This window comes from Candidatus Pelagibacter sp., assembly GCF_052049775.1.
Taxonomy (GTDB): Bacteria; Pseudomonadota; Alphaproteobacteria; order Pelagibacterales; family Pelagibacteraceae; genus Pelagibacter.
In genome coordinates this window covers 1-17,574 of record NZ_JBNGZH010000021.1, presented here as the reverse complement: position 1 = coordinate 17,574, position 17,574 = coordinate 1, and the positions used below count along the sequence as shown (strand labels likewise).

The window sequence follows — 17,574 nt, the reverse complement described above, 5'->3', positions numbered from 1 at the left end:
TAATTCTATTAATAGAAGAATGTTCATTACAGGTTCTTTGAAATTTTTTATAATGATTGGAATAGTAAGTAGATTATTTTTCTTACAAGTTAAGGAAAACAAAAAATATTTAACTCTTTCAGATAAAAATAGAATTAGAGAATGGAAGTTAGCTCCTGTTAGGGGTGAATTTCATGATTATTTTGGCAATATAATTGCTGGCAATTTTGAAGCTTATCAACTTCATGTAATACCAGAACAAGTTGAGGATTTTAGGTATGTTATTTATAGGTTAAAAGACTTACTAGAATTATCGGATAAAGAATTTAAAAAAGTATTAAAAAAGAAAAATGAAATTAAACCATGGGAGACTTTAATTGTTTCAGAGAATTTAAGTTGGCAAAAATTTTCAAAGATTAATAACCACTTATATGATTTAAATGGCGTCAAACCTGTCATCTCGATTTCAAGGAACTATCCTTTTAAAGAAAACTTTACTCATTTAATAGGCTATGTAAGTCAAGCAAACCAAAATGATATTGAAAACACTCAAGCTATAAAAAAGAATTTTGTTCCAGGTTTAAAAGTTGGAAAAGTAGGTTTAGAAAAAACATTTGAGGAAAAATTAATAGGGACCAATGATATAGAAAGATATGAAGTCAATGCTTATGGTAGAAGAATTAGTCAGTTGGAATTTCAAAAAGGTCAAAAAGGTAAAACTTTAAGACTGACAATAGATACCGAAGTTCAAAAATTATCAAATGAGCTGCTAAAAGATAAAGCAGGCTCTATCTGTGTAATGGATATTTACACAGGCGCAGTAATTGCAATGCATTCATCACCATCATTTGATCCAAATTTATTTGTTTTTGGCATTAGTCAAGATGATTGGCAATTAATTCGGAACGATCCAATGAAACCACTAGTAAATAAAACTTTACAAGGTAATTACTCTCCAGGTTCAACGATTAAACCAATCGTTGCTTTATCTGCGTTAGAAAATGGAATTGTTAATACCAATTTTACAGTTCAATGCACTGGTAAAACGGAAATGTATGGTCAAACCTATCATTGTTGGAAAAAAAAAGGTCATGGCTATATGAGTTTGAGAAATGCGATGAAGCAATCTTGTGACACTTATTTTTATGAGGTTGCGCGTAAACTTGGAGTTGATAAATTAAGTGAGACTGCAAAAAAATTTGGTCTTGGAGAAAAAGTTTTTGGTGATCTATTTGATATTGAAAAAAAAGGTTTAATTCCTAATACACAATGGAAAAAAAATGCTCTTGGCAAAGGATGGTTACTAGGTGAAACAATAATTACAGGAATTGGACAAGGTTACATTCAAACTACTCCAATTCAATTATGTTTGATGACAGCCCAAATTGCAAATGGAGGTTACAAAATTTATCCTCATCTTGTAGTCGATGAAAAAGTTAAAGCTCAGCCAATTGATAAATTTACACCGCTTTATAAAAATTCAAAAAATATTAAGATTGTTCAAGATGCTATTTTTGGCTCCACAAACGAGGTGATGGGTACATCTTATCGTTCAAGAATTGATAATCCAGAATATCAGTTTGCTGGTAAAACCGGAACAGCACAAGTAAAAAAAATTACTGAAGAAGAAAGAGAATTAGATCTTAAAACATTTGAGATACCATATGAGCAAAGAGATCATGCTTTATATGTAGCTTTTGGACCATATAAAAACCCTAGATACGCTTTAAGTGTCATTGTAGAACATGGGGGAAATGGAAGTACAACAGCTGCTCCTATGGCAACCAAATTATTTAAATTAATCATTGATCGACACAAGATAAGAGAGTCATTAAGCAATAAAAAATATTTGGAGATATAGATGTATCAGCATACAAGATTAACAACTAACAGACTTAGTTTTTTTCAAAAATTCAGAAACTTTGATTATATATTATTAGTCTGCATATTGTTGCTTGGCTTTATTAGTTTAGCAACCATGTACTCCACAGATGGTGGGGAGGTTAAATTCCATACTAAAAGTCATTTTACAAAATTAGCAGTTTTTACTTTGATGATGTTAGTAATGTCTTTTATCAATATTAAATATTGGTTTTCAATTGGTTATTTAGCTTATGTAACTGTTATAGGTTTATTGGTTGGGACTTATTTATTTGGAATTACCTCATCAGGGTCTCAAAGATGGATTAATTTATATTTTATAAATTTACAGCCATCTGAATTAATGAAAATTTTTATCATTGTTTGTTTGGCAAAATTTTTTCATCGAATGAAGTTAGAAAATGTCAATTCAATTTATACAATTTTAACTTCTTTAATAATTATTTTGTTACCAATGGGATTGGTCATTGTACAACCTGATCTTGGAACAGCTGTCTTAATTGCTATCAGTGGCATTGCTGTGTTATGGTTTGCTGGTGTCAATTATAAGTATTTTATTTATACTATTTTAGGATTTATAATTTCCCTACCTTTTGTCATAGCTTTTTTGAAACCCTATCAAAAATTAAGAGTGTTAACATTTCTAAATCCAGACAAGGATCCTTTGGGTGCGGGTTATCAAATCATTCAATCTAAAATAGCTGTGGGATCAGGAGGTATATTTGGCAAAGGTTTTTTAAAAGGTACTCAAAGCTATCTTGAATTTTTACCGGAGAAACATACTGATTTTATTTTTACTCTTTTTTCGGAAGAGTTTGGATTTGTGGGTTCTGCAATTCTTTTAGTGATTTATGCAATTATTATTTATAGAATTGTTGCGATCGGAGCTAATTCAAGAAGTTATTTTGCAAAGATTTTCTGTTATAGTTTTGGTGCAGCAATTTTTGTATTCATTACTATTAATATGAGTATGGTCTTGGGTTTACTACCTATAGTAGGTTCTCCTTTGCCAATTATGTCTTATGGTGGTTCCTCAATGTTAGCAACTATGATTGGTTTTGGAATAGTCATGAGTGCCAGGGTTCATAATCAACAATTGATTGCCTAAGTATAATTTGTCGCTTAACTTATTTGATAGATAGATTGTATATTTTTCTATGAGTAAAAATTTACATGTTGGGATTGTTGGCTCAGGTATTCAAGGAGTTTCAAACGCTTTATTTCTCCAAAAAAAAGGTTTTAAGGTAACTATATTTGACAGAGATAATCCAGGCAGTCCAGCGGCTTCATATGGGAATGCAGGTCACTTCTCACCTTATGCTTCACTATCATTGAATAGAACTGATGTTCTTGCTGATGTGCCAGCAATGTTATTAAGTTCAACAGGCCCGCTTGCTCTTAAATGGAATTATGTGCCAAAAATGTTGCCTTGGTTTTTCAAATTCATATTAAATACCACTAAAAATAAGATGATGCACACAGCAAGAAATATGCATCAAATTTTAGACTTAGCATTACCAGCGTATGATGAACTTTTTGATGAAATAAATTTAGATGGTCTCGTCGAAAATAAAGGTATTCTATATATTTGGAATGACAAAGATCTAAAGAGTAGAGAATTAGAAATTAAAGTAAGGGATGAACTAGGTGTAAAACAACAATTAGTAAATAAATCTGAAATTCATGATTTAGAACCTAATATAAAACCTTTTTATCATGCGGGAGTTTATTATCCATACGCAAGGCACGCTCGAAATCCAAAAAAAATCTTACTTAAATTATTTGATTTATTTTTAAAAAAAGGTGGAAAGTTTGAAAAGAAAAATATTAATGATATTCAATTTGATACAGAAAAACCTGTTTTTATTACTGATGGTGAAAGACATACCTTTGATAAAATTGTAATTGCTTGTGGTGCATTTTCAAAAAAATTAACTGATAATTTAGGTGAGCGAATTCCACTCGATACTGAAAGAGGTTACCATGTTCACTTCAAAGATTGTGATCATCTTTTAAGTAGACCGGTAATTTTTTCTAATAGAGGATTTGGTATTACTCCTATGGAACAGGGTTTAAGAGTAGTTGGCACAGTTGAATTTGGTGGACTAAATAATCCACTCTCGAAATCAAGAATAAAAAATTTGATTAATAATGCCAAGTATATGTTAGGTGATCTTCCAGATCATGAAGACGAGTGGTTAGGTTTTAGACCTACACTGCCAGATTTTTTGCCTGTAATGGGACCTTCAAAAAATTACAAAAATGTATTTTATTGTTTTGGTCATCATCATTTAGGATGGACATTAGGTCCAATTTCTGGAAAGATTGTTTCTGGAATGATAGCTAAAGAAAACACAAATCTAAATTTAGATCCTTATAGCTCAATAAGATTTAGTTAATAAAATGCAAAATACTAGGGCATATATAATGCTAGTATGTGCAACATTATTTTGGGCAGGAAACTTTACATTAGCAAAGCTTGCTTATTTAGAAAATATACCTCCCAACTCACTCGCATTTTTAAGGTGGTGCCTAGTATGGATAATATTACTTCCCTTTACCTATAAAGAGATATTAAAATTAAAAAATCAAATTAAAGGAAATTTATCATTATTTCTTATTCTAGGTTCTACTAGTGTATGTATATTTACTTCTTTTACTTATAACGCTTTAAATCACACTCAAGTAATTAATGCGTCACTTTTTAATACCGCAATACCTGTAACAATAATTTTAGTTTGTTTTTTATTAAAAATTGAAAAAACAAATATTTTTCAAATATCTGGATTAATAATTTCAGTTTTAGGAATTTTAGCTATTATTACTAAACTTGATCTAAATATTTTACTTACCTTAAATTTTAACAAAGGAGATTTATTTATGGTCGGAGCAATTATTGCTTGGGGAATATATTCTGCTTATTTGAGAAAAAGAACATTTGAAGTATCTTTACTTGCTCTTGTCCATATAATTTGCACATTTGGATTAATTTTTCTTTTGCCTCTATTTATTCTAGATATGACACAAGGCAAAATTATTGAGATGAGTAGTAATTTTTTCTATATTTTAGTTTATGTTGCAATATTTCCAAGCATTGGCTCTTACTATTGTTGGGCTGGCGCTGTTTCAATCATTGGGGCAAATCGAGCTGGAATATTTCTATCTTTAATTCCATTATTTAGCACTTTGATGGCGATATTCTTTTATAATGAAAGATTTCAATTTTTTCACTTGATTGGGGCAATTTTAATTATATTAGGTTTATTTTTATCCAATAAAGAAATTAAAAATGCTTAAAGTTGCAATATTAGACGATTATCAAAATGTTTCTCAACAATTTGTAGATCTTGAAAAACTTGCAGGAAAATATGAAATAAAAATTTTTAGTGAGCCATTTGAGGATGAGGCTGATGTTATAGATAAGTTGGCTGATTTTGAGGCATTATTAGTCATGAGAGAAAGAACACCGATTACAAAAAATATTATAGAGAATTTATCTAAGCTCAAATTTATAATCACCAGTGGCTTGAGAAATAAATCAATTGACTTGGATGCCACAAAAAAAAGAAAGATTATAGTTAGTGGAACAGAAAGTAATTTAAACCCAACTCCAGAATTAACTTGGGCTTTAATTCTTGGATTAGCTAGAAATATAAAAGAGGAAATAGATAATATGTATCAAGGTTACTGGCAAACAACCGTTGGTATTGAGCTCAAAGGTAAAATCCTAGGATTAATAGGACTTGGAAAAGTAGGTTCTCAAGTTGCAAAAATAGGGAAAGCTTTTGGTATGGAGGTAATGGCTTGGAGTGAAAATCTTAGTCTTGATAAATGTAAAGAGCTAGATGTTTTACCTTGTTCTAAAGAAGATTTAATAAAGAATTCTGATTTCTTATCAATTCATGTTCAAGGCGGTGAAAGATATAAAGATTGTATTACTTTAAAAGAAATGGATAAAATGAAAAAAACTTCTTTTTTAATCAACACCTCAAGGGGCCCAATCGTTAATGAAGACGATTTGATCATTGCTCTATCTACAAATGTAATTGCAGGGGCTGGATTGGATGTTTATGAAAAAGAACCTTTACCAGAAAATAACAAACTAAGATTTTTACCTAATGCTTTGTTAACCCCTCATTTAGGATATGTGACTGCAGAAAATTATAATGTTTATTATAGTCAAATGATCGAGTCACTCGAAGCTTGTGCATCGGGCAAGCCAATCCGCGTAATCGAATAGTTATGGATTTATCAGTTGTTAATCACGAAGATTATTTTGCAAAAATTGGTGATGATCATAAGTTTCCAATTAATAAATTTGGAGAACTTGCAAAATATTTAATTGATAAAAAAATTGTTAAAAAATTTCATCAACCATATCCATGCTCTGATGAAACTTTAAAGAGAGCACATTCAGAAAAATATATCAAGGATGTTAAAAACAAAACCCTAGATCAAAATACAATTAAGAAAATTGGATTTCCTTTAGTGGATAGTGTTATTCAAAGATCATTAGTTGCAACTGGTGGAACTGTGCTTGCCACAAAGCTTGCAATTAAAAATGGAGTTGCCTGTAATACTGCAGGCGGTAGCCACCATGCTAATTTTGACGGGGGTGCAGGGTATTGTGTATTTAATGATGTAGCAGTCGCGGCTCAATATTTACTTGATAGAGGTTTAGCAGGAAGAATTTTAATTGTTGATTTAGATGTTCACCAAGGCAATGGTAATGCTGATATTTTTATGGAAAATAAAAATGTTTTTACTTTTAGCATGCACTCTAAGTCAAATTATCCCGCAAAAAAATCAATCAGTGATCTTGATGTTGAACTGGAGGATAACATGGAAGACACACAATATATTAAGATACTTGAATTTTATCTTAATCAATTAAATGAGGAAAATTTTGATTTTGTTTTTTATATTGCGGGAGTAGACATTCACCATAATGATCGCTTAGGAAAACTTAAAATTTCCGATGAGGGAATTAGAAAAAGAGATGAAATGGTAACAAAAAATTTCTTTTCACAAGGAGTACCTTTGTGTGGTGTTCTTGGCGGTGGTTACAATAAAGATTTTAACAAATTAGTTGAATTACATTCTTTTTTACATCAATCCTGTGCTAAATTACTTAAATGACCAAAAAGAATCCAAATTTAACTGCTGAACAAAAATTGGTAATGTTTGAGGATGGCACTGAACGCGCGGGAAGTAGCGAACTCAATAGTGAAAAGCGAGAAGGTAGTTATCATTGTGCTAATTGTGGAATAAAATTATTCGACTCTGATGCAAAATATGAAAGTGGATCAGGGTGGCCATCATTTTATAAATCTTTGCCAGATGTCTTTGAGACTAAAACTGATTATTTAATTGGCTATGCTAGAACGGAATATCATTGTAAAAATTGTAGTGCCCATCATGGACACATTTTTGATGATGGTCCTCAACCCACAGGCAAAAGATATTGTAACAATGGTGTTTGTTTAGTATTTCATGAAAAAAATAAAAAATGATTTTAAAGTATATTAGTTTTTTAATTGGTCTAACCTGGTCTTATTCATTAATAAAGACTCAATCTATTTTTAGTAAAAAAGCAGGTCTTATATTCAAGATTTTTATTTCTAAAGTTTCTTGGTTGACTTTTATAATGGCAATTTATTTTGGGTATAAGAATTTTTCTATTGAATATGCTGTAGTTGGAATTCTTATTTCAATTGTTCTAGTTCACATGGGATTTATTTTTTTAAGTAAATTTTTAAAGACAAAATTCACAGAAAAACAATTACTTTTAGCGAAAAAATTTTTTGAGTATTCATTGATTGTATGGATCTTATATTACTTTATCTTTTAGATAATTACCTATTTTGGTCGCTCTTAGATAACTAAATATTGTTTTTTTAAGAAATTAAATATAAAATTTAGTATGTTTGAAAAATTAGAAGAATTAGCAAAAAATAATAAAAAAATTTCCGACTTTCATATTAGAAGTGGATGGCCTCTAGCTTATAGACAGACTGGTGAAATTCATAAAATACCTGAGGTTTTGGTAAAATCACAAGATCTCCAAGATTTGATTTCAACAAATTGTAATGAAGTAGAGATGAAAAGATTTAACGATACTCACGAGCTAGACTCATCGGTTACTTTAAGTGGTTTAAGATTTAGAGCAAATTTTTATAAAACAATTAATGGACCTGCTGCAGTTTTAAGAAGAGTTGAAAGCATAATTCCAACGATGGATCAGTTTGATCTTCCACCAGTTCTATATGATATAATTGATATGCATAAAGGACTAGTTTTGGTAACTGGTCCTACAGGTTCAGGTAAATCAACAACACTTGCGGCAATAGTCAATGAGATAAATAAAACAAGAACATCAAACATCATTACAGTTGAAGATCCTGTTGAATTTATTCACAAAGATATAAAAAGTATCGTCTCTCATCGAGAGGTCGGTAAACAAACCCAATCTTTTGCTAGTGCTTTAAAAGCCGCATTGAGAGAAGATCCTGATGTAATATTAGTAGGAGAGATGAGAGATTTAGAAACAGTCTCACTTGCTTTGACTGCTGCTGAAACTGGCCACCTAGTATTTGGAACCTTACATACAAGTGGTGCCCCAAGTACCATTAATAGAATAATTGACGTTTTTCCGCCAGAGCAACAAGCACAGATAAGAGCACAGATTTCTACATCCTTAAAAATGGTTGTAACCCAAAGACTTTTAAAAACTAAAGACGGACTAGGTCGTTGTGGTGCCTTTGAAGTAATGAAATGTACTGCTCCAATTCAAAACTTGATTAGAGAATCTAAAATTCATCAAATACCAAGCATCATGCAGACCGCCGTTAAAGATGGAATGATTACAATGACCAAGTCATTAGAGGAACTTGTTAAGGCAGGTAAAATAGATGCAAGTGCAGGTAAAGAACAATAAAGGTTTTACTACCTTAGAAGTTATTGTCGTATTAGCTATTGTAGGAGTGTTAGCTGCTATTTCATTTCCAAGATTTGATGATTGGAGTAAAAAAAGAGAAATTCAAGCTGAACTGATAAGAGCCATAACTATTTTTAATAATATAAATTCACAAGTTCAAAGAGGTTTATATGCTTTTGTCCAAGTTAAAATAGCTCCTGAAGTAGATGATGACGGCAATGATGTAATAACAATTGTATCAAGAGGAATGAAAGCAAATACTTTAGCCAATTATATTGCGACTGATACAGAAAGAAATTTCATTAGAAAAGATGATGAGGCAAGGTGTTTATTAGATCAAAACGAATGGGATGATAGTGGAGACACCCCTGGAAAACCAGAGGTAGGCAAAGTGGAGCTAAAAGAGTTGACCACGTCTCCTAGCTTGAATAAACCCGTGGTAGTATGTTTTTCTAAGGATGGAAGGTGGTATAGTTCATCAGCTAGCTTAAGTGATCAAAAATTGAATTTAAATGGTAAAGGTGGATATTGTGATAAAGTAGATGAGAGAACTGAAGCAAAAAAATGCGAATATCGCATTACTTGGACAAGATTCGGAAGTGCAAAACTTGAGAAAAAAATGTCATTTAAAAATAACGAGGGAAAAATAACATCAAATTGGGTTGGGCAATAAAATGAATAGAAAAAAAGAAAAAGGGATGAGTATATTAGAGGCAATTGTTGCAAGTGTGATTGTAGGCATAGGTTTTATTGGAATATTTCAAATGGTTGGTTACGCGGTAAATTCCATTGATGTATCAGGAGAAAGAACAAAAGCTACTCATTTAGCTGGAATGATTGCAGAGGGAGTAATTGGCTACAGGGATACTCTTGTCGGTATAGGTGAAGAAGATGAAAAAAATTTAGAATACTCACGAGACGGTATTTCCCTTGAGGGAGATGATACTAATAATTGTTCGACATTTGTTGAATATTATGCGTTCCTTGGCAAAGCAAACTCTACATTAGGTAAAGTATGTGGATCTGCACAGGAGACTGAGAATATAAATGATCAGATTAATATAGAGAGTTGTTCAAAAACTTCAACAGATGCTAGAACACCTCTTTATAACAAAGATAAAGATACAGCCTGGGATTCAAAAAGTGCAGCTGGTAATCAAATAAAAAAGTGGACTGCAATTCTGGCAGAAGATCAACTTATGAAATGTAAAAGTACTAATCAGACAACAAAAGCGACTAATGATACAAAATCGATCAAATTATTTGAGATGTGTCGCTGGGGAAAAGGTGCAAAATGTCAATATGCAAACTACAATGTTTTCGACGATCAAATGTATGTGGGTCGAATTCAATTTAATATGAACGATGGAAAAAAAAGAAGATTTCTTTACTTCCAGGCAGATTATAAGCCAAAATTTCAAACTATACCCAATGACGATGATGGAGGTGATCAGTTACAAGGACAGGGTTTAAATTAATGGTGAATAAAAGAAATAAAATTTCAGGTGTTACTTTAATTGAAATGCTTATAGGAATTGTTGTTTCCTCTATAATCATTGGGGCAATGTATACTTCTTATTCTATAATAAATAATACGTATTCTCGAGTTACTGATGTTGCAGGGATCAGTAAATCTGGAAGAGATATTGTTTCGATGATAATGCGAGACGTGAGGATGGCTGGTTTCAAGTATTATTATGGTTATAATGCTGAGAACGAAAAAAAATCTGGTAATGATAAAATACCAAGAAGTGATTATTTAACTTTTGATTCAACAGAAGAAAACAGTCATGCTCCAATCATAATTTACAAAAATCAAACTGGAGATAAACATAAAATTGGAAATGCAGTACCTATTGCGCCAGGATTTACATTAACAAATACTAAAATAAATAATGTATGTTGTGATCAAATTCATATCGTTTATGGTGATTTCGATGCAAAAGCTAATCCTGATAATGATGAACAATATTACAAGAGGTATAAAATATCTTATTTTGCAAGAGCATTAACTAAAGATAATGATGATTTTTATGGGGTATTTAGATCTAAGAAATATTGGAAACAAGAGATGTGCCAACAGCCTGAGGATCCTGGTGAGGATCCTGATCCTGGTGAGTCTCCTAGTTGCCCTAGTGGTGAATGGGTAACTGATAATTGTCCAGGTGATGATTGTTATGATGGGGAATTGGTGAGAGAATATCTTTCTGATATGTCATTTGTTGCTTTAGATAAATATGGAAAAATTGTAAATGCAATACCAGAAAATTTAGACGATATTTATAAAATTCGATCAGTCGATATTACTTTAACTTTTAGATCAGCAACCAAAACAGGTTTTTTTAAAAATATAAGAGAAGGAGTACAGAGACAAATATTGTCATTAGGAAGGGAGCCTGAAACATTTACTAGCAAGCAGGCTACATTCAAAAGAGATTCAATATTTCTGACTGTGCATACTAGAAACTTAGGAGGATAATTAATTGATGTATAAAAATAATGAGAAAGGATTTGCATTAATATTATCTATCATACTTTTAATTGTAATGTCTTTAATGGGTGGTTCATTGATAGTTATTTCCTCTGGAGATCATCAAAATAATAATAGTAGTGATCAATACCAGCAAACCTTTTATGTTGCAGAAACTGGACTGATAGAGGGTGAGAAATGGATCTTAGATAACTATCTTGGACATTGGCATTCAGGAACACCACCCACAGTTCTTGAGGTATTGGGACAACCACCTACTGAAGCAGGTGCTAATGCAGTTTACCAAATTAAAAAGGATCTCTATGAAGACACGCAGGATGGATACCAAGATCAAGCTGAAGATTCATTTTATAGACTTACTTTTGGCAGAGGACCAGCTGCGAATGATACAATTGTAAATATCGATGACTCACAGTGTTTAAAAAGTTTTAGAAATCTTGATTTTGATGAAAATGGTGACATTAAAATTGCTGGAAAAGGAAAACTACCAATTCAAAAAAGCTTTTTAGATATTGTTGGTCCCCTCTTGTGCGATGGTGATTATAATGATTGCTTATCAAGTACAGATGGCTCATCTTTTAGAACAAGCTCAGCAAAATCAGTAATTAATGAGTCAGATGAAAAAGCTAGAAAAAGTTTTGTCCAGGCTGAATTTAATTTTCTTAAAAGATTCGCTTATGAATATTTTATATTAAATATTGGAATGGCTGCTTTTAGAGATGAGGGTTCAAGTATCGCAATGGGCACAAGCAATGTTGACACTCAAGGCACAGCATATAAAATCTACTCATGTGGAATTTTTTATGGGCCTGGAGGAGAAGATGAACTTCATAATGGTGAAATCGAAATTTTGATAGCCCTTGAAAACGTGGTTGTAATGCCGAGCTAGAATTTATGAAAAAAAATTTATTTTTAATAACCTTATTAATATCAACACTCTTAAATTTCACTATTTTATATTCTGAAGAATGTGATCTTGAGTTTGAAATAGGTGAGGATTTTTCAAATGTTACTGAGATGCTTGGAGAACCTGATATCGATAGAAATATAGAGTTATTAGAGGCAAATTTAGATGATGAAAATTTAAGGTCAGTATTTGTAATAACGAACTTTAAACAATGGTGTCCAGACCATTATCCTCAAGAAACTGAAATTAGAATACATTCGGGCGGAGATTTTGTTGTAGGCTTTGAACTACTCTCTAGCAATCATGTGTTTGATATAAAGAATAAAGAGTCTTTTCTTTTTTATTATATACAAGATAATTATCCAAAAGAAGCAGAAGAGGTTTTTGATCCAAGATGGCTAGGACATATTAGTTGGGAAAAAAATAATAAAAAATACTATTATAGTAAGATATTAAAATTTAAGAGCTTAGTTGTTGAACAGTTGATAATTACAAACAATGAGTATAGGAGTTACTGGTAATGTTTAAAATCGGTCTTTTAAATAAATTATTTCTTTATATTTTTATAACAATCATATTTTTTAATCAAAATGTATTCGCAAAGTCATTACCTCCAGGATCTGGAACAGGTGACGTTAAGGCAAACATATTAATTCTCTTAGACACTTCTTTAAGTATGAATGCTACTGCTTTTGGTGGCGCATCTATATATAACCCAGGTGATTTGATTTTACTAAATGATGGCGACGTAATGGTTGGTCAATCAAGAGGTGCAATTGTAAAGTTTGATTACACCTCTGAGGACTTCGACCCTAGTTTTGTTGATCCAGATGGAGATGGTGTTGGTGCGAGATTATTCCAGGGATCTAATAGCATGCCTAGTTGTGAGTTAGAGGCTGGTCGGCAAGATAGTAGGATTAGAACAGTGGGTGAGATGGCTAAGTCCTCAAATGTTGCAAATACTACTCCTAATGGTAAAGAGGTTATTTATTCGATTTCTGAAACTTTTGGTACAGTTGTTGCTATAGATGCTGATGGAAATTGTGTTGAAGTAATTGATGTTAGTGAACTTGGAAGAACGTCGTTTGGTCGATTTGATCGAACTTATCCTAAAGGTTTGGATATAAGAACCTCAGGAGATGATGATCACTTAATAGTAACCGGGTTTCATAAGATTTGTCTTGATCAGAGAAGAGTGGGGAATAGAAGAAATAAAAGATGGCGATGTGTTAGATATATGGAAGAACCATTTTTTTTCACCAAAAATCTTTCAAGAAATATTCAATTCCTATGTACTTTAACAGACGATAACTCTCATATTAATTTTAGAAAAAGTCTTTTAGCGACGGAATCAATTTCAATGACGGATGTTGGGGACGGCGAAAAAAACAAACTTTTTTACGTGGATAGAGATGAAATCTATAGTTTTCCTATAGTATTAGATAGCACTCCACATGTCTGTCCCAACTCTTCTTCTGAACCTACACATTATACAAGAAACTCAGGTGGAAACTCATATAACCCAGTTGCAAGAATGAGTGTTGATCCTCAAGATGATAATGTGATGTATGCTACAAGTAGTTCCAGTCACACACTTCAAAAACTAAGTATTGGAGCTACAATAACTACTTCAGCAACTGTTGGAGTGTTTAACAATTCAAAGTCGTCGGCTAATAATATAAATCTTGTCCAGCCAAAGGGACTTCATGTTTCAAATGACAGAGTTTGGGTGGGAAATGCGAAAAATTCAGTTCAAGAATTTGATATTAGTGGGGGTGCTATGACCTGGGTGGATGAAATGGGGACAAGTGCAATAAGTAGAGCTGAAGGTGCCAAAAGAGCAATTAAGGCAGTTGTTAATGATAGTTCTTTGACTACTGGCGCCTATTTTGGTTACGGTTATTGGAATGCTGGAACTGTTCCAAATGGAAGAGGTGCGGCAGGTAAATGGAGACCATTTTCTGAATACTCATGTCACAACATGTGTCCGAAAGCAAAAAGATTTCATAGATGTAATGACCGATGTGATTATTATAGAAGTTGGGATGCCACCAGAGGCCAACATCCAATGGGTCAATCGAAACAATGCGATGATAATTCGTGTTTAAAAGTTGGTGTTGGACCTAATACGACTACCAGAATTATAGATGCAGTTGACAAAATGAGATTAAGATTTGGAACTGATGGAACAGCATTTTCTCAACTTGCTTATGAATATTTTATTGATGATGACGTTGGATTGATCAACGATACTCAACCAGAATGTCAATTAAATTATGTAATTGTGATTGGTGATGGGATGTGGCAACATCATGATAGAACAATAAGACAAATCAAAGATCTTAGAACTGAAACTGCCAGGATGGGAGTTAATGCTGGGACCGGTGTAAAAACTATTTTTATTGCATATGGAGGTGGAATAAAAGAAAAGGGTGATGAACAATTTAAAGAGGCTGCAAAAGCTGGCAGTTGTGATGATCCAGACTTTGGCACTGATAAACAAAAAGATCCAAATTGTCGACAAAGAATCATAGCAGAAAATCCAAAACAATTAGTTACAAAATTAAAAAGTGAAATAGAAAGAATTGTTGCTAGTAGGCTTTCGTTCTCAGCTCCATCCATTACTGCAAATATCCAAGAGGGAGGAGATTTATTTCAAGGACAATTTGAACATGTGACTGCAGGTCAATGGACTGGGCATCTTATCAGAAGTGAAATAACTCCGGACGGCTTTGTGATTACCACCTCACCAAATAACTGGGACTCAGCTGAGAAAGTTCAAGCCCAAGCTGTAGCTGGTACGAGAAAAATTTGGACTGTTCTCAAAAATAAGGATTATAAAACTGATTATAACAATTGGGTGCCTGAAAATAGCTCTGAGATAAATTTTCTGTTTGAAGTTTTAGGGTCTACAGTTACAGACTATCATAATCCTAGTTCAGCGTGTAAAGCGCATATTGGCGAAACTGGAAATGCAGATGACATTAAAGGTTTAATTAATTTTGTAAGGGGTGAAGATTACTTTATATATGGAGGTAATTGTTCTGAGTCAGATTTAATAAGACCTCACGTTTTGGGAGATATATATCATTCTCAAATAGTTGAAGTAGGTGCCCCAGGAGCAAATGTAAACTTTACATCCACAAATCAAGAGGCTTACTATAGATCAAAATATGGTTACGAGAGCTGGGCGGCTAGTTTAGCTGATAGACCAAGAACTCTTTACGTTGGTGCAAATGATGGAATGTTTCACGCTTTTGATGCCGAGACTGGTGAAGAGCGTTGGGCTTTTGTTCCCCCGTTTATTGCTGGAAGGTTACCAGAAATGATAAATGATGGTCTGAATGGTATTGCTGGTTCTAAGAGGGGTGGTTCAAATGCAATATACGCGGTAGATGGTTCTCCAGTAGTTCACGACATGTATATATCTGGATTATTACCTGATGGAAGTTTTGAAACAGGTGGTGTTAAATCTTGGCATACCATATTAATGATACCATATGGGAGAGGCGGAAGAGGTTATTCAATTTTAGATGTGACTGATCCAGAAAAGCCACTTCATGTGTATTCTATTTACAACAATTATATTCAGAACAAAGTAATGATAGCGCTCCATGATGGTACAATTGTTAATAGTAATGTTAAACTAGTACCAGATTTGGATTACACTGGTGGAAAATTAACAATAGATAACTCTGAGGAAGCTTTAACGGCAAAGTACAACATAAATCAAGCAAGAGCAGTTGATGCAAGCAATCAAGTAGAAGGTGAAGCTGAAGTTTTTGATGAAAGAGATAAGATTGTAAGTTGTTCTTCGGACGCTAATTTTTATTCATCAGGAACTTCTGCCTGCTACACCGGCAGAGTTTATAATTTTTTATATAATATGCCTGAGGAATTTATAACTAATCCAGAAACCTTAGTTGTAAATAAAATTATAAATGGAGTAGAAACACCTTTGACTGTTGTTTCTGTTACTCAAGAAGCTTCTTTAGCAACAATAACTTTTGCAGAAGATATTACAATCAATTTAGGAGAAGGTGATAATAAATCTGACACAGAAACTGATTTTTTCAACATGTCAATACCAAATATAGGTACTGCAGACCCAACATATGATTATAGTAAATTAGGAGAAACTTGGGCAACTCCAAGAATATTTAGACTTCCAGTCAATAGACAAGGCACTATTGAAGAGGATAAATATGTTGCAGTACTTCCAGCAGGATTTGGAAAAACTGATGGTCTTGGTTCCGCAGTTTATGTCATAGATCTTGAAAGCATGAACGAACAAACAGGAGGTCAATATCCAGGTAAATTAGCAGCTGGAGGCAATGGATTGATTAATATAGTTGATATTAATAATAAATTTACTGATGTAGACAATGATCTTCATGAGGATATTCCGAACTCAATATTAGGAGATCCAGTTGTAATTACCCCTGATACTTTTATAGGTGCTAAATGGAGAGGAGCATTAGTTTATGTGAATGATTTTGAGGGAAAAATTTCTAAAATTAACTTAACAAGTGATACAACTGCAAATGATCCAAGTGGGACGAGTATAAATTTATTCGATCATACAACTTTATTCTCATTAAATGCAAATGGTGAAAATGGTAGATTAAGTTACTTTGGAATGGATGCAACTCTTGGAGAAGATACAAAGAATTTATATTTATTTGGCTCAACGGGAGATTTCGGTGATATTTCTCGAAAATCTAAAGGTATGGACAATATTTTGTATGGAATAAGAGATAAAGATTTTCCAAATTTTAGAATGGTTAACTCTGGAGCGGCTGCAAGTTTAGCAGAGGCAATGAATGCCAAAAAAATTGATGATGAATATGAATTAAGTCCTTATTGTGTGAACACAGCCGATGATGGAGCAGACCAAGGTGATTGTCCTGCAAACAAAAAAGATGCTTGGGTATTTAAATTAGACAAACCTCAAAACAAGAAAAATGATAAAAGTTTAGTTGGTCCACAAGGTAATGCTCAACAAACTGATAATTTATATCAAAAGGCTAGTGCCTCACCAACTGTCTTTAAAGGAACAGTATATTATCCAGTTTATCAACCAACTTCAGGTGCGTCATGTGCTGTTGGTAATGCATATGTATGTTCAGCAGATGATGAGTGTGGAATAAATACTTCTGAGGGTATAGTTAGTGCAGTTAGGATGGTGGACGAAAACGCAGGCTTTGACGAAAATACAAAGTGTTTTTACTTGCAACCTGGCGTTCTTTCAAAATTAGTAGTTTTTGCTGATAAATTATTTGCAAACATTACAACAGATAGTGAAGATCAAAAAGATAGTCTTATAAGTTTGCTCGCAAATGAAGGAATGATATCTATAGAAAGAGAAGGTTGGAGAGA

At 32.7% G+C, this 17,574-nt stretch carries 15 protein-coding genes; all 15 read left to right on the top strand.

Features of this window, described 5'->3' with window-relative positions; translation table 11 throughout:
- The first annotated feature begins 7 nt into the window (after nucleotides 1–7).
- The gene (gene mrdA, locus ACTT83_RS03780; RefSeq protein ID WP_440918809.1) at nucleotides 8–1,840 is read left to right on the top strand and encodes a penicillin-binding protein 2; all 1,833 of its coding nucleotides are present in this window, start codon (nucleotides 8–10) and stop codon (nucleotides 1,838–1,840) included.
- Nucleotides 1,841–2,968, top strand: coding sequence for a rod shape-determining protein RodA (gene rodA / locus ACTT83_RS03775; protein ID WP_440918808.1), 1,128 nt, complete (start codon nucleotides 1,841–1,843; stop codon nucleotides 2,966–2,968). It abuts the gene before it with no gap.
- 49 nt (nucleotides 2,969–3,017) lie between these two features.
- Nucleotides 3,018–4,259 (top strand): NAD(P)/FAD-dependent oxidoreductase, encoded by a 1,242-nt coding sequence (locus ACTT83_RS03770; RefSeq protein ID WP_440918807.1) that lies wholly within the window; start codon nucleotides 3,018–3,020, stop codon nucleotides 4,257–4,259.
- 4 nt (nucleotides 4,260–4,263) lie between these two features.
- Nucleotides 4,264–5,157, top strand: a complete 894-nt coding sequence (locus tag ACTT83_RS03765) for a DMT family transporter (protein WP_440918806.1) — start codon at nucleotides 4,264–4,266, stop codon at nucleotides 5,155–5,157.
- Nucleotides 5,150–6,100, top strand: coding sequence for a D-2-hydroxyacid dehydrogenase family protein (locus ACTT83_RS03760; RefSeq protein WP_440918805.1), 951 nt, complete (start codon nucleotides 5,150–5,152; stop codon nucleotides 6,098–6,100). Before ACTT83_RS03765 ends, ACTT83_RS03760 begins: the two co-directional genes overlap by 8 nt.
- Nucleotides 6,101–6,102: 2 nt before the next feature.
- Entirely contained in the window at nucleotides 6,103–6,999 is an 897-nt protein-coding gene (locus ACTT83_RS03755; RefSeq protein WP_440918804.1) for a histone deacetylase family protein, read from the top strand.
- Complete coding sequence (gene msrB / locus ACTT83_RS03750) at nucleotides 6,996–7,373, top strand: peptide-methionine (R)-S-oxide reductase MsrB (RefSeq protein WP_440918803.1); 378 nt, start codon at nucleotides 6,996–6,998, stop codon at nucleotides 7,371–7,373. Before ACTT83_RS03755 ends, msrB begins: the two co-directional genes overlap by 4 nt.
- A complete protein-coding gene (locus tag ACTT83_RS03745) occupies nucleotides 7,370–7,711 on the top strand; it encodes a hypothetical protein (protein ID WP_440918802.1) in 342 nt (113 codons plus the stop codon). The genes msrB and ACTT83_RS03745 overlap by 4 nt, the downstream gene beginning before the upstream one ends.
- 72 nt (nucleotides 7,712–7,783) lie before the next feature.
- The gene (locus tag ACTT83_RS03740) at nucleotides 7,784–8,797 is read left to right on the top strand and encodes a type IV pilus twitching motility protein PilT (protein ID WP_440918801.1); all 1,014 of its coding nucleotides are present in this window, start codon (nucleotides 7,784–7,786) and stop codon (nucleotides 8,795–8,797) included.
- Entirely contained in the window at nucleotides 8,772–9,470 is a 699-nt protein-coding gene (locus ACTT83_RS03735) for a pilus assembly FimT family protein (RefSeq protein ID WP_440918800.1), read from the top strand. The genes ACTT83_RS03740 and ACTT83_RS03735 overlap by 26 nt, the downstream gene beginning before the upstream one ends.
- 1 nt (nucleotide 9,471) lies before the next feature.
- Nucleotides 9,472–10,275, top strand: a complete 804-nt coding sequence (locus ACTT83_RS03730; protein ID WP_440918799.1) for a hypothetical protein — start codon at nucleotides 9,472–9,474, stop codon at nucleotides 10,273–10,275.
- On the top strand, nucleotides 10,275–11,276 hold the full coding sequence (locus tag ACTT83_RS03725; RefSeq protein ID WP_440918798.1) for a PilW family protein: 1,002 nt from the start codon (nucleotides 10,275–10,277) through the stop codon (nucleotides 11,274–11,276). The genes ACTT83_RS03730 and ACTT83_RS03725 overlap by 1 nt, the downstream gene beginning before the upstream one ends.
- Before the next feature lie 7 nt (nucleotides 11,277–11,283).
- Nucleotides 11,284–12,177, top strand: coding sequence for a hypothetical protein (locus ACTT83_RS03720; RefSeq protein WP_440918797.1), 894 nt, complete (start codon nucleotides 11,284–11,286; stop codon nucleotides 12,175–12,177).
- A 5-nt stretch (nucleotides 12,178–12,182) separates the two neighbouring features.
- Complete coding sequence (locus ACTT83_RS03715; protein ID WP_440918796.1) at nucleotides 12,183–12,716, top strand: hypothetical protein; 534 nt, start codon at nucleotides 12,183–12,185, stop codon at nucleotides 12,714–12,716.
- On the top strand, nucleotides 12,716–17,574 hold a 4,859-nt coding region (locus tag ACTT83_RS03710), incomplete at its 3' end, for a PilC/PilY family type IV pilus protein (RefSeq protein WP_440918795.1). The genes ACTT83_RS03715 and ACTT83_RS03710, both read left to right, overlap by 1 nt.